This window comes from Pseudomonas sp. ok266 (assembly GCF_900110195.1).
GTDB classification, from domain to species: domain Bacteria; phylum Pseudomonadota; class Gammaproteobacteria; order Pseudomonadales; family Pseudomonadaceae; genus Aquipseudomonas; species Aquipseudomonas neuropathica.
In genome coordinates, this window is sequence record NZ_FOCU01000005.1 from 194,459 (window position 1) to 207,034 (window position 12,576).

The 12,576-nt window shown below is 58.4% G+C and carries 10 protein-coding genes and 5 tRNA genes; 9 read left to right on the forward strand and 6 right to left on the reverse strand.

From position 1 onward, the window contains the following. Positions 1–3 precede the first annotated feature (3 nt). On the reverse strand, positions 4–288 hold the full coding sequence (locus BMY54_RS10880; protein WP_093432038.1) for a BrnT family toxin: 285 nt from the start codon (positions 286–288) through the stop codon (positions 4–6). A gap of 254 nt (positions 289–542) precedes the next feature. On the opposite strand from BMY54_RS10880, the gene BMY54_RS10885 reads away from it, so the two are divergent. After that, on the forward strand, positions 543–2,066 hold the full coding sequence (locus tag BMY54_RS10885) for a nucleobase:cation symporter-2 family protein (protein ID WP_034152785.1): 1,524 nt from the start codon (positions 543–545) through the stop codon (positions 2,064–2,066). Between the two features lie 131 nt (positions 2,067–2,197). Here the strand turns inward: BMY54_RS10885 and BMY54_RS10890 are convergent. Then, positions 2,198–2,273: transfer RNA gene (locus BMY54_RS10890), tRNA-Asn, on the reverse strand. Positions 2,274–2,493: 220 nt separating this feature from the next. Between BMY54_RS10890 and BMY54_RS10895 the strand changes: the two genes are divergently transcribed. Continuing rightward, complete coding sequence (locus tag BMY54_RS10895) at positions 2,494–2,724, forward strand: hypothetical protein (RefSeq protein ID WP_093432041.1); 231 nt, start codon at positions 2,494–2,496, stop codon at positions 2,722–2,724. On the opposite strand, the gene BMY54_RS10900 is transcribed toward BMY54_RS10895, so the two are convergent. Together BMY54_RS10900 and BMY54_RS10905 are read right to left on the reverse strand one after the other, a co-directional pair. After that, complete coding sequence (locus BMY54_RS10900) at positions 2,721–2,921, reverse strand: hypothetical protein (RefSeq protein WP_093432044.1); 201 nt, start codon at positions 2,919–2,921, stop codon at positions 2,721–2,723. The genes BMY54_RS10895 and BMY54_RS10900 overlap by 4 nt on opposite strands. Before the next feature lie 224 nt (positions 2,922–3,145). Then, complete coding sequence (locus BMY54_RS10905) at positions 3,146–4,342, reverse strand: amino acid aminotransferase (RefSeq protein WP_093432047.1); 1,197 nt, start codon at positions 4,340–4,342, stop codon at positions 3,146–3,148. A gap of 337 nt (positions 4,343–4,679) precedes the next feature. Between BMY54_RS10905 and uvrB the strand changes: the two genes are divergently transcribed. Further along, positions 4,680–6,695 carry an excinuclease ABC subunit UvrB gene (gene uvrB / locus BMY54_RS10910; protein WP_007913411.1) on the forward strand — a complete coding sequence of 672 codons (2,016 nt, stop codon included), beginning with the start codon at positions 4,680–4,682 and terminating at the stop codon, positions 6,693–6,695. A gap of 116 nt (positions 6,696–6,811) precedes the next feature. Here uvrB and BMY54_RS10915 read toward each other — a convergent pair whose 3' ends face one another. Beyond that, on the reverse strand, positions 6,812–8,302 hold the full coding sequence (locus tag BMY54_RS10915; RefSeq protein ID WP_175559590.1) for an MDR family MFS transporter: 1,491 nt from the start codon (positions 8,300–8,302) through the stop codon (positions 6,812–6,814). A 49-nt stretch (positions 8,303–8,351) separates the two neighbouring features. Continuing rightward, positions 8,352–9,401: an HlyD family secretion protein gene (locus tag BMY54_RS10920; protein WP_093432053.1), complete on the reverse strand. Its 1,050-nt coding sequence runs from the start codon at positions 9,399–9,401 to the stop codon at positions 8,352–8,354. 228 nt (positions 9,402–9,629) lie between these two features. Between BMY54_RS10920 and gltX the strand changes: the two genes are divergently transcribed. The 6 genes from gltX (at position 9,630) to BMY54_RS10950 (ending at position 12,550) form a co-directional block, all read left to right on the forward strand. Next, the gene (gene gltX, locus BMY54_RS10925; RefSeq protein ID WP_007913414.1) at positions 9,630–11,111 is read left to right on the forward strand and encodes a glutamate--tRNA ligase; all 1,482 of its coding nucleotides are present in this window, start codon (positions 9,630–9,632) and stop codon (positions 11,109–11,111) included. Positions 11,112–11,313: 202 nt separating this feature from the next. Beyond that, positions 11,314–11,389 (forward strand) — tRNA-Ala (locus tag BMY54_RS10930). 79 nt (positions 11,390–11,468) lie between these two features. Then, positions 11,469–11,544 (forward strand) — tRNA-Glu (locus BMY54_RS10935). Positions 11,545–11,597: 53 nt separating this feature from the next. After that, positions 11,598–11,673: transfer RNA gene (locus BMY54_RS10940), tRNA-Ala, on the forward strand. Positions 11,674–11,752: 79 nt separating this feature from the next. Next, positions 11,753–11,828, forward strand: a tRNA-Glu gene (locus tag BMY54_RS10945). A gap of 182 nt (positions 11,829–12,010) precedes the next feature. Continuing rightward, positions 12,011–12,550, forward strand: a complete 540-nt coding sequence (locus BMY54_RS10950) for a TetR/AcrR family transcriptional regulator (RefSeq protein ID WP_007913421.1) — start codon at positions 12,011–12,013, stop codon at positions 12,548–12,550. Positions 12,551–12,576: the final 26 nt, after the last annotated feature.

Consider the following 12,576-nt stretch of genomic DNA (forward strand, 5'->3'; position numbering starts at 1 on the left):
CGATCAAGCCTCCAGAAAATAAGCGCTACGTTCGCTGGGTGTGGCGACACGCGCAGAAATGATTCGAACGACATTTGCATCCCGGTAACTGTAAGCAACGACCAACAAGCGCCCTTTGCCGTTGGCGCCAATAGTGATCCAGCGCTGTTCGTCATGGTCGTTGTCCTCGATCGTCAGTGCTCGTTCGTCGTGAAAGACCGGTTCGGTCTCGGCGAGGCTGACGCCCTTGTGCTTGAGTTTGTTGGCTGCGTTCTTGCTTTTGTCGTACTGAATTTCAATTGACTTCATTATGCATACTTTATATGTATAAAAAAGAGCGCGACCGCACCGTCGGTCGCCGTGAACACTTCAGCGTAGTGGCGGCAGGCGAGGGCACTGGAGAGGAAGTGTTGCCGGATTTGTGGGGGATGGGAGCAGCGGGCTAGAAGCTTGGGTGGCTACCTATCCATTATGTGACTGATAAGTTGTATACAACTCTATGGACATTTGTCACGAGTATTGAATACAGTGTGCGCATAACAAAAACCAGGGAACCCCCCACCATGAAAACGCCCCATGTTTCACACCAACGGCCCGAGGACGAAAATCTCGGGGTCGGCGCGAATATGGCTTACGGCCTGCAACATGTTCTGACCATGTACGGCGGTATCGTTGCGGTGCCACTGATCATCGGCCAGGCGGCCGGCCTGTCGCCGGCGGACATTGGTTTGCTGATTGCTGCTTCATTGTTTGCGGGGGGGCTGGCGACGCTGCTGCAAACCCTGGGTCTACCGTTTTTTGGTTGTCAGCTGCCGCTGGTGCAGGGCGTGTCGTTCTCCGGTGTGGCGACCATGGTCGCGATCGTCAGCAGTGGCGGGGAGGGCGGCTTCCAGTCCGTGCTTGGCGCAGTGATTGCGGCTTCCTTGATAGGCTTGTTGATCACACCGGTGTTCTCGCGCATCACCAAGTTCTTCCCGCCGCTGGTCACCGGCATCGTGATCACCACCATCGGCTTGACGCTGATGCCGGTGGCCGCACGCTGGGCCATGGGCGGCAACAGCCATGCGCCGGACTTCGGCAGCATGCAGAACATCGGTCTGGCGGCAGTCACGCTGGTGCTGGTGTTGTTGCTGAGCAAGGTCGGCAGCTCGACTATCTCGCGTCTGTCGATCCTGTTGGCCATGGTGATCGGCACGGTGCTGGCGGTGTTCCTCGGCATGGCGGATTTCTCCAGCGTCACCACGGGGCCGATGTTTGGCTTCCCGACGCCGTTCCATTTCGGCATGCCGACCTTCCACTTCGCCGCAATTCTGTCGATGTGCATCGTGGTCATGGTGACCCTGGTGGAAACTTCGGCGGACATCCTTGCGGTCGGTGAAATCATCGGCACCAAGGTCGATTCCAAACGCCTTGGCAATGGCCTGCGGGCAGACATGCTGTCGAGCATGTTTGCGCCGATTTTCGGTTCGTTCACCCAGAGCGCCTTCGCCCAGAACGTCGGGCTGGTGGCGGTTACCGGGATCAAGAGCCGTTACGTGGTCGCTACTGGCGGTATCTTCCTGGTGATCCTTGGTCTGCTGCCGTTCATGGGCCGGGTTATCGCAGCAGTGCCGACGTCAGTACTCGGCGGCGCCGGTATCGTGCTGTTCGGCACGGTGGCGGCGAGCGGTATCCGTACGCTGTCGAAGGTTGATTACCGCAACAACGTCAACCTGATCATCGTCGCCACTTCGATCGGTTTCGGCATGATCCCGATTGCCGCACCGAACTTCTACGATCACTTCCCAAGCTGGTTCGCGACCATTTTCCATTCGGGCATCAGCTCGTCGGCGATCATGGCGATCCTGCTCAACCTGGCGTTCAACCACTTCACCGCCGGTAACTCGGATCAGCAGTCGGTGTTTGCTGCGGCGGAAGAGCGGACCCTGCGCTATCGCGACCTGGCGGCGCTGCGTGAAGGCGATTACTTCAGCGACGGCAAGCTGCATGACTGCGATGGCAAGGAAGTGCCGGTCATTGAGCCTGATGATCACGATCATGGGCAGGGTGCACCGAAGGTGCAGGTGAAAAGCAGCGAGCATGTCTGACCGCTGTAACTAAATAAAAAAGGGCCGATCTGGTAAGCACAGATCGGCCCTTTTTCATTTCAAGATCTTTTGACCTTTTCGAGCGCCCACAAAAAAGCCCCTGAATCTTTCGATTCAGGGGCTTTGCTATTTGGCTCCACAACCTGGACTCGAACCAGGGACCCAATGATTAACAGTCATTTGCTCTACCAACTGAGCTATTGCGGAATTGGTGCGTATGTTACTGATTCAAAAAGAGAAGTCAAGCGCCGGTTGTAAAATTAGCTGAATCCTCGGGACGAACGGTGACTTGTCAGCGATTGGCGGTTACCAGAACTGCAGCAGAGGTCTACCATGGGCGCCCGGAAGTGGTCACACGCGCTGCCGGCCATTCGCCGAAAAAGGTCTGCGTCATGAACCATTTATCCCGCAACAGCGAGGTGTTCGCATGAGCATCGCGCAAATCAGCCTGCCCAAGGGCGTTGGCCCTCACGCCGAAAAACTCTTCGATGCAATCACCCAGGCCAGTACCGCTGAGGAATTGAACCGCGCCGGTGGCAAGGCCGAAGGCTTCGTCCTGGGTCTTGAAAGCACCAAGGCGATCAAGAGTCAGATCGCCGAATCGCTGTACGTCGTTTATGACGACGCCGCGAGTCAGCGTGCGATCGAACTGGCTTAACTGCCGAAGGTGATGGTGCCCATCATCAGTTTGGCGTAAGCCGCGGTGGCGGCCAGTTGCACCAGCCACAGGACCAGGCCACCCAGGAACACCCCGGCGGCGACTTGCAGCACCAGGCTCTTTTGGCGTTTTGCCGATGCGCGGGGGATGAAATCATCCAGATCGTCACGGTCGGCGCGCAGGTTGTCGTTTTTCATATCTGATCTCACAAAATTCTGGAATGTACTCATCACCTGTGGGAGCGAGCTTGCTCGCGAAGGCGTCATGTCAGTCGACAACGATGTTGAATGACAGATCGCTTTCGCGAGCAAGCTCGCTCCCACATTTGGACATGTGTGCAGTTTAGAGGGGATAGGGATTGTTTCGTGACAATAAAAAACGGGAAGCCCCAAGGCTTCCCGTTTTTCATCACAGTGCGAAATCAGATGACCTGAACAATCGCATCCGTTACCGCCTCGATGTTGTTCTGGTTCAGCGCAGCCACGCAGATGCGGCCGGTGTCCAGGGCGTAGATGCCGAACTCGTTACGCAGGCGATGCACTTGTTCAGTGGTCAGGCCCGAGTAGGAGAACATGCCGCGCTGACGACCGACGAAGCTGAAGTCGCGGCCCGGGGCTTTCTCTGCCAGCAGGGCAACCATCTGCTCGCGCATGCCGCGAATGCGCAGACGCATTTCCGCCAGCTCGGCTTCCCATTGTGCACGCAGTTCCGGGCTGTTCAATACAGCTGCAACGATGCTTGCGCCGTGGGTCGGCGGGTTGGAGTAGTTGGTGCGGATCACACGCTTGACCTGCGACAGCACGCGCGCGCTTTCTTCTTTCGATTCGCTGATGATCGACAGCGCACCAACGCGCTCGCCGTACAGCGAGAACGATTTGGAGAACGAGCTCGAAACGAAGAAAGTCAGACCGGACTCAGCGAACAGGCGCACAGCTGCGGCGTCTTCGTCGATGCCGTCGCCAAAACCTTGATAGGCCATGTCGAGGAACGGCACGTGACCTTTGGTTTTAACCACTTCCAGCACATTGTTCCAGTCCGCCGGGGTCAGGTCGACGCCAGTCGGGTTGTGGCAGCAGGCGTGCAGGACAACGACCGAGCCGTTCGGCAGGGCGTTGAGGTCGTCGAGCATGCCGGCACGATTCACATCGTGGCTGGCTGCGTCGTAGTAACGGTAGTTCTGCACCGGGAAACCGGCGGTTTCGAACAGGGCACGGTGGTTTTCCCAGCTTGGGTCACTGATCGCCACAACGGCGTTCGGCAGCAGTTGCTTGAGGAAGTCGGCACCGATCTTCAGTGCGCCGGTCCCGCCGACGGCCTGAGTGGTGATGACGCGACCGGCGCTGATCAGCGGCGAGTCGTTGCCGAACAGCAGCTTTTGCACGGCCTGGTCGTAGGCGGCGATACCATCGATCGGCAGGTAACCGCGCGAAGCGTGTTGAGCGGCGCGAACGGTTTCGGCTTCGATCACGGCGCGCAGAAGTGGAATTCGCCCCTCTTCGTTGCAGTAAACACCCACGCCCAGGTTGACCTTGGTGGTCCGGGTATCGGCGTTGAATGCTTCGTTGAGGCCCAGGATTGGATCGCGGGGTGCCATTTCGACAGCGGAGAACAGGCTCATTATTGCGGCGGCTCTGAATGGAGAATGGAGGGACGTGTCGCGCTCCAGCCGGATGCACTAGAGCGGTGCACAAACGGGGAGCAAGTATAGAGGCCATTACGGAACAATGGCGACAGGCGATTCGGCTTTTAGGGTAAGTTTTTCCGATTATTTCTTGACCGTTAGTCGACTGCGCGTGTCAGAGTCTTTACCGGATGTAGGACGTTTGCCTTGAAAGGTGGGGCAATCGCCACCACATTGAGCACAATCCAGCTTTTTTCTTGCGCGACACCGGTCGTTTGCGGTCGTCCCCGTGGTGTACCGCTTTACTCGGAATGCCGCGATCCCAGAGGTGTATATGTCCGAATTCCAGCTCGTCACCCGCTTCGAGCCCGCCGGCGATCAGCCAGAAGCCATCCGCCAATTGGTGGAGGGCATCGAGGCCGGGCTGGCGCACCAGACGCTGCTCGGTGTGACCGGCTCGGGCAAGACCTTCAGCATCGCCAATGTCATTTCGCAGATTCAGCGCCCGACCCTGGTGCTGGCGCCGAACAAGACCCTTGCTGCGCAGCTGTACGGTGAGTTCAAGGCGTTCTTCCCGAATAATGCCGTCGAGTATTTCGTTTCCTACTACGACTACTACCAGCCCGAAGCCTATGTGCCGTCGTCCGACACCTTCATCGAGAAGGATGCGTCGATCAACGACCACATCGAGCAGATGCGCCTGTCCGCAACCAAAGCGTTGCTGGAGCGTAAAGACGCGATCATCGTCACCACGGTATCGTGCATCTACGGTCTGGGTAGCCCGGAAACCTATTTGAAGATGGTGCTGCATGTCGATCGTGGCGACAAACTCGATCAGCGTGCGCTGTTGCGGCGGCTGGCCGACCTGCAATACACCCGCAACGATATGGACTTTGCCCGCGCGACTTTCCGTGTGCGCGGCGATGTGATCGACATCTACCCGGCGGAATCCGATCTGGAAGCGATCCGCATCGAGCTGTTCGATGACGAGGTCGAAAGCATTTCCGCGTTCGACCCGCTGACCGGCGAAGTCATCCGCAAGATGCCGCGCTTCACCTTCTACCCGAAGAGCCACTATGTAACGCCACGGGAAACCCTGCTCGACGCCATCGAACACATCAAGGTCGAATTGCAGGAACGCCTCGAATACCTGCGCAGCAACAACAAACTGGTCGAAGCCCAGCGTCTTGAACAGCGCACCCGTTTCGACCTGGAGATGATCCTCGAGTTGGGTTATTGCAACGGCATCGAAAACTACTCGCGCTACCTGTCCGGTCGCCCGGCCGGTGCCGCGCCGCCAACGCTCTACGATTACCTGCCGGCCGATGCCTTGCTGGTGATCGACGAGTCCCACGTCAGCGTGCCGCAGGTCGGTGCGATGTATAAGGGCGACCGTTCGCGTAAGGAAACCCTCGTTGAATACGGCTTCCGTTTGCCGTCGGCGCTGGATAACCGACCGATGCGTTTTGACGAGTGGGAAGGGGTCAGCCCGCAGACCATTTTCGTCTCGGCGACGCCGGGCAACTACGAGGCCGAACACGCCGGAAGGGTGGTCGAGCAAGTGGTGCGGCCGACCGGTCTGGTCGACCCACAGGTTGAAGTGCGTCCGGCGCTGACTCAGGTCGATGATCTGCTCTCGGAAATCAGCAAACGCGTGGCGGTCGAGGAGCGGGTGCTGGTCACCACGCTGACCAAACGCATGGCCGAAGACCTTACCGATTACCTCGCCGATCACGGCGTGCGCGTGCGTTATCTGCACTCGGACATCGACACCGTTGAGCGCGTGGAAATTATTCGCGACCTGCGCCTCGGGACCTTTGATGTGCTGGTCGGGATCAACTTGCTGCGTGAAGGTCTGGACATGCCGGAAGTGTCGCTGGTGGCGATTCTTGATGCCGACAAGGAAGGCTTCCTGCGTTCCGAGCGTTCGCTGATTCAGACCATTGGTCGCGCCGCACGTAACCTCAATGGCCGGGCGATTCTCTATGCCGATCGCATGACCGGCTCGATGGAGCGGGCGATTGGCGAGACCGAGCGGCGTCGCGACAAGCAGATAGCGTTCAACCTGGAAAACGGCATCACCCCGCGCGGGGTGATCAAGGATGTCGCCGACATCATGGAAGGCGCCACCGTGCCGGGTTCGCGCAGCAAGAAGCGCAAAGGCATGGCCAAGGCCGCCGAAGAAAACGCCAAGTACGAAGCCGAACTGCGTTCGCCGAGCGAGATCACCAAGCGCATTCGTGCGCTGGAAGAGAAGATGTATCAGCTGGCGCGGGATCTGGAATTTGAAGCGGCGGCGCAGATGCGCGACGAGATTGCCAAACTGCGTGAGCGGCTTTTGGCGGTCTGAAAATTTGCAGTGTTTAGTCGGGCCTCTTCGCGAGCAAGCTCGCTCCCACATTGGAGTTGTGTCGTTCACAAATCCCCTGTGGGAGCGAGCTTGCTCGCGAATGGGGCTACGCGGTCTTAATGAGACTCCCCAGCCTTCAGCCCCTCTGGCAATTTCTTGGTCAGCAAAATCGCCAACATGCTGATTCCCAGCGCAATCCCGACAAAGTGAAACGCATCGTTGTACGCCATGATCGCCGCCTGCTGATGGACGATCTCGCTCAGCTTGCCCAACGCCGCCGTGTCACTGCCAAACCGATCAGTCATCGACGCCAAACGCTCGGCCACCTGCGGATTGGTCGGCACCACCGCCTCGCGCAAATAATCGAAGTAGGTCTTGGTGCGCGCATCCAGCAGTGTCGCGAGCAGGGCAATACCAATCGCGCCGCCCAGATTTCGTAGGATATTGAACAGACTCGACGCCGACCCCGCGTCCTGCGGCAGGATGTATGCCGTGGCGATCAGCGAAATGGTCACCATGATCAACGGCTGCCCCAGCGCACGAATAATCTGGATCTGGTTGAACTGCGGCCCTGCGAAATCCGGGTTGAGCACCCCCGAAGAAAAACTCGCTAGCCCGAACAATCCAAAACCGATCGTGCACAGCCATTTCGGCGAAACAAACTTCATCAGCTTCGGCACCAGCGGAATCAGGAACAGCTGTGGCACGCCCATCCACATGATCACTTCGCCGATCTGCAGGGCGTTGTAGTTCTGGATCTGCGCCAGATACAGCGGCAACAGATAGATCGAACCGTACAACCCGACACCCATGCCCAGACTGGAAATACTCGACAGACCGAAATTGCGATTACGCAGGATGCCCAGATTGATCAGCGGATTCGGTTTGGAGATCTGCACGATCACAAAGGTGATCAGACTCACCAGCGCAATGCTGCCCAGCGTCACGATCAGGCTTGATTCGAGCCAATCCTTGCGATGGCCTTCCTCTAGAAAAACCTGCAAGCAGCCGAGACCAATCCCCAGCGTGAGGATTCCGGTGTAGTCGGTGCTTTTCAGTAATTCCCAGTGCGCTTCTTTCTTTTCCAGCCCGTACATCAGGCCGGCGATCATGATCAGGCCCGGCGGGATGTTGATGTAGAAGATGTATTCCCAACCCCAGTTTTCCGTGAGCCAGCCGCCCAGCGTCGGGCCGATGGACGGCGCGAAGGTGGCGGTCATGGCGAACATCGCCATGCCTTTGGCGCGGTGGTGTTCGGGGAGTTTGATCAGGGTCAGGGTGAACGCCAGCGGGATCAGCGCGCCGCCGGTAAAACCCTGCATGGCGCGGAAGACGATCATGCTCTCCAGACTCCAGGCCATCGAGCACAGCAGCGATGAAACCAGAAAGCCCAGCGACACCCACACCGCCAGACGTCGCGCCGACAGCAGCTGCACCAGCCACGCGGTCAGCGGAATCATGATGATTTCCGCGACCAGATACGAGGTGGAAATCCACGAGCCTTCTTCCAGCGTCGCCGATAAGGCGCCCTGAATATCCTTCAGAGAAGAGTTGGTGATCTGAATGTCGAGCACGGCCATAAAGGCGCCGAGCATCACGCTCATCACCGCAATCCAATCGCGCCGGGTCGGTTCGCCGACCGGGCGGATCAGCGAATCACCGGCCATTGTCCGGGGCGTCTTTGATGTTCACGGTGGCGGTCACCGACATGCCCGGACGGATCTTGCCGTGCAACGGGTTGTCGGCCTTGAAGGTCAGTTTTACCGGAATCCGCTGCACGACTTTGGTGAAGTTGCCGGTGGCGTTGTCCGGCGGCAGCAGGCTGAATTGCGCGCCGGAGGCGGCGAACAGGCTGTCGACCCGCGCTTCGATCGGCGTGTCGCTGTAGGCATCGAAGGTCAGCTCGGCTTTTTGCCCGGGCTGCATGTGGCCGATCTGGGTTTCCTTGAAGTTGGCCTGCACCCAGATGTCTTCGTCCGGGACGATCGACAGCAGGTAAGCGCCGGCTTGCACCACTTGGCCGTTACGCGCGGCGCGCTGGCCGACCAGACCACTGATCGGTGCGTGGATTTCACTGCGGGTCAGGTTGAGTTCGGCTTGCGCGAGATCGGCGCGGGCATTGGCGATCTGCGCGTCGAGGCGTTTGATTTCTGCGTTCAGGGCGTTGACCTGCTGACGCTGGCCTTGCGCATCAGCCTGCGCCTTGGCCACTTGCGAACGGGCGATATGAGCGTCAGCGGATAGGGTGGTCACGCGTTCTTCGGAAACGTAACCGGGTTTGCGCAGGGTTTCAGCACGCGACAAATCCATTTGCGACCGGCCCAACGTTGCTTGGGTGGTTGCCACTTGTGCGTCGCTGGAAGCAATCAGACTGGCTTGCTGAGTCAATTTGCTTTGCGCTTGCAGGCGCTCGGCTTCGCGGGTGGCGAGGGCGGCATTGGCGCGATCGATGGCCAGACGGAAATCATTCGGTTCGAGGCGCACCAGCAACTGGCCTTTTTCCACGTGTTGATTGTCCTGCACCAGCACTTCATCGATGCGCGCGCTCAACTGGCTCGAGACACGGGTGATTTCGCCCTGGACATAAGCGTTGTCGGTGCTTTCATAAAAACGCCCCTTGAAAAACCAATGGGCGAAAAAGCCCCCGGCAATCAGCAGGACGAGCAGCAGGAAAATCAACAGGCGACGCTTGAGTTGGGCAGGCATGGGCAAACTGTAGTCGAGGAATTGTAAGGAAAGTTATCAGCAGGCGAATCTGGCATACAGCCGATAAACGGTAAATGCCATCCGCTGATATTTGCCCATTCACCACGGCTTACGGGCGTTCCAGACGCAAACTTGGCTTAAATGCCCTGCCCGCTGGAGCGGGGCGGGTGTCGCCTGTTACCATTCGCCGCTTGATTGTTTTGCTTTTCATTCTTTTCGAGACATGCCATGACCACCGTCCGCACTCGCATCGCGCCATCGCCTACCGGGGACCCCCACGTAGGTACCGCTTACATCGCATTGTTCAACTACTGCTTTGCCAAGCAGCATGGCGGTGAGTTCATCCTGCGGATCGAAGACACTGACCAGTTGCGTTCGACCCGCGAGTCCGAACAGCAGATCTTCGACGCCCTGCGCTGGTTGGGTATCGACTGGAGCGAAGGCCCGGACGTTGGCGGCCCGCACGGTCCATACCGTCAGAGCGAGCGCGGCGACATCTATCAGAAGTACTGCCAGCAACTGGTCGACATGGGTCACGCGTTCCCGTGCTTCTGCACCGCTGAAGAGCTGGATCAGATGCGCGCCGAGCAAATGGCTCGCGGCGAAACACCACGTTATGACGGCCGCGCGCTGCTGCTGTCGAAAGAAGAAGTCGCCGCCCGTCTGGCCGCTGGCGAACCCCACGTGATCCGCATGAAAGTGCCGAGCGAAGGCGTTTGCGTGGTGCCGGACATGCTCCGTGGCGACGTCGAGATCCCGTGGGATCGCATGGACATGCAAGTGCTGATGAAGACCGACGGCCTGCCGACGTACTTCCTTGCCAATGTGGTTGACGACCACCTGATGGGCATCACCCACGTGCTGCGCGGCGAAGAGTGGCTGCCATCGGCACCGAAACTGATTCTGCTTTACGAGTACTTCGGCTGGGAACAGCCAGAGCTGTGCTACATGCCGCTGCTGCGTAACCCGGACAAGAGCAAGCTGTCCAAGCGCAAGAACCCTACCTCGGTGACATTCTACGAGCGCATGGGCTTCATGCCGGAAGCGATGCTCAACTACCTCGGCCGCATGGGCTGGTCGATGCCGGACGAGCGCGAGAAGTTCTCGCTGCAGGAAATGGTCGACAACTTCGACCTCAAGCGTGTCTCGCTGGGCGGGCCGATCTTCGACATCGAGAAGCTGTCGTGGCTCAACGGCCAGTGGCTGCGTGATCTGCCGGTGGAAGAGTTCGCTGCACGCGTGCAGAAGTGGGCGTTCAATTCCGAATACATGATGAAGATCGCGCCGCACGTTCAGGGCCGCGTTGAAACCTTCAGCCAAGTTGCCCCGTTGGGCGGTTTCTTCTTCGCCGGCGGCGTCAATCCGGATGCCAAGCTGTTCGAATCGAAAAAGCTTTCGGGTGATCAGGTTCGCCAGTTGATGCAGTTGATCCTGTGGAAGCTGGAAAGCCTGCGTCAGTGGGAGAAGGACAACATCACCGCGACGATTCAGGCTGTGGTCGAATCGCTGGAGTTGAAACTGCGCGATGCGATGCCGCTGATGTTTGCTGCGATCACCGGTCAGGCGAGTTCGGTCTCGGTGCTCGATGCGATGGAAATCCTTGGCCCGGATCTGACCCGTTATCGTCTGCGGCAGGCGATTGACCTGCTGGGTGGCGTGTCGAAGAAAGAAAACAAAGAGTGGGAAAAGCTGCTCGGCGCTATCGCCTAAGCGCTTGCGGCTTTGTGCAGGAGCTGCCGAAGGCTGCGATCTTTTGATCGTGCCTTCGGCGCTTCTCCCGAATTTACGGGGGGAGGGCGGTAAGTGATTGTTATGCCGACGAAAAACTTTGAAAAATTTCAAAAATAAGTTTGACAGGCTTTCGATACGCCCTTAAGATTCGCCCCGTCCTCAGCGATGACATCAACGATGAGGGGCTATAGCTCAGCTGGGAGAGCGCTTGCATGGCATGCAAGAGGTCGACGGTTCGATCCCGTCTAGCTCCACCAATTTACACTTCGAAGCCTGGCCACACCGGCTCCGAAGCGATCAACACTCAGCGTTGATCAGTTGTATAGAAGGGTTTGCGTCCCCTTCGTCTAGTGGCCTAGGACACCGCCCTTTCACGGCGGTAACAGGGGTTCGAGTCCCCTAGGGGACGCCAGTTTTACAGAAGTGATGTTGCAAGATGTCACTCCGCCGCGAGGCGAAAAATCCGGGGCTTTAGCTCAGCTGGGAGAGCGCCTGCATGGCATGCAGGAGGTCAGCGGTTCGATCCCGCTAAGCTCCACCAATTTACACGTTCAAGGTCTGGCCACACCGGCCTTGAATCGATCAGATCTCAGCACTGATCAGTTGTATAGAAGGTTTGTGTCCCCTTCGTCTAGTGGCCTAGGACACCGCCCTTTCACGGCGGTAACAGGGGTTCGAGTCCCCTAGGGGACGCCACGATTACCCGCTCTGCGGGATTTTATAAGGGTCATTCAATTATTGAATGGCCCTTTTGTTTGTCTGGCGTTTGGCCAATTCTCCTTTTTCCTTACACTGTGCATCAGACCAGCGGTCATATCCTTGACTTGCAGAATATTATTATGCGAATAATATTCTAGTCGTAATATTCGGAGGCAACGATGAACGATAAAAAAGCTCAAACCCGCGAACGCATCCTCAAGGCTGCCAGCGCCGCACTGATTCAGCGTGGCCCGGCCGACCCTAGCGTGGGCGAAGTGATGGGCGCAGCCGGCCTGACCGTCGGCGGTTTCTATGCGCACTTCGAAAGCAAGGACGCGATGATGCTGGAAGCGTTCAAGCAGCTTCTCGGCCGCCGCCGCGACCTGATTGCCGACATGGATGCCGAGCTGACCGGTGAAGAGCGTCGTGCCTTGGTCGCCGCGTTTTACCTGTCGCGCAAGCATCGTGATTCCAGCGACGCGGCATGCCCGATTCCAGCGTCGATCGGCGAGCTGGGGCGCTTGCCGGAATCGTTCCGCATCGCGCTGAACGAGCACCTGGAATTGATGATTGCGCAGTTGGCGTCCAGCCCTGAGGACACCGACAAAGCCTTGGCTGACGTGGCTTTGATGGTGGGTGGTCTGGCACTCGCAAGAGCGCTCGGCCCGGGAGACTTATCCGATCGATTGCTGCGCGCTGCCAAGTCGGCGGTGCGTTGACCTGAAGGCAACTCGCCTGAGGAGAG

Excerpts from the sequence above, each read along its gene's own strand:
- BMY54_RS10880 (WP_093432038.1), bottom strand. The coding sequence starts at position 288 with ATGAAGTCAATTGAAATTCAGTACGACAAAAGCAAGAACGCAGCCAAC.
- BMY54_RS10885 (WP_034152785.1), top strand. The coding sequence starts at position 543 with ATGAAAACGCCCCATGTTTCACACCAACGGCCCGAGGACGAAAATCTC.
- BMY54_RS10895 (WP_093432041.1), top strand. The coding sequence starts at position 2,494 with ATGAGCATCGCGCAAATCAGCCTGCCCAAGGGCGTTGGCCCTCACGCC.
- BMY54_RS10900 (WP_093432044.1), bottom strand. The coding sequence starts at position 2,921 with ATGAAAAACGACAACCTGCGCGCCGACCGTGACGATCTGGATGATTTC.
- BMY54_RS10905 (WP_093432047.1), bottom strand. The coding sequence starts at position 4,342 with ATGAGCCTGTTCTCCGCTGTCGAAATGGCACCCCGCGATCCAATCCTG.
- uvrB (WP_007913411.1), top strand. The coding sequence starts at position 4,680 with ATGTCCGAATTCCAGCTCGTCACCCGCTTCGAGCCCGCCGGCGATCAG.
- BMY54_RS10920 (WP_093432053.1), bottom strand. The coding sequence starts at position 9,401 with ATGCCTGCCCAACTCAAGCGTCGCCTGTTGATTTTCCTGCTGCTCGTC.
- gltX (WP_007913414.1), top strand. The coding sequence starts at position 9,630 with ATGACCACCGTCCGCACTCGCATCGCGCCATCGCCTACCGGGGACCCC.
- BMY54_RS10950 (WP_007913421.1), top strand. The coding sequence starts at position 12,011 with ATGAACGATAAAAAAGCTCAAACCCGCGAACGCATCCTCAAGGCTGCC.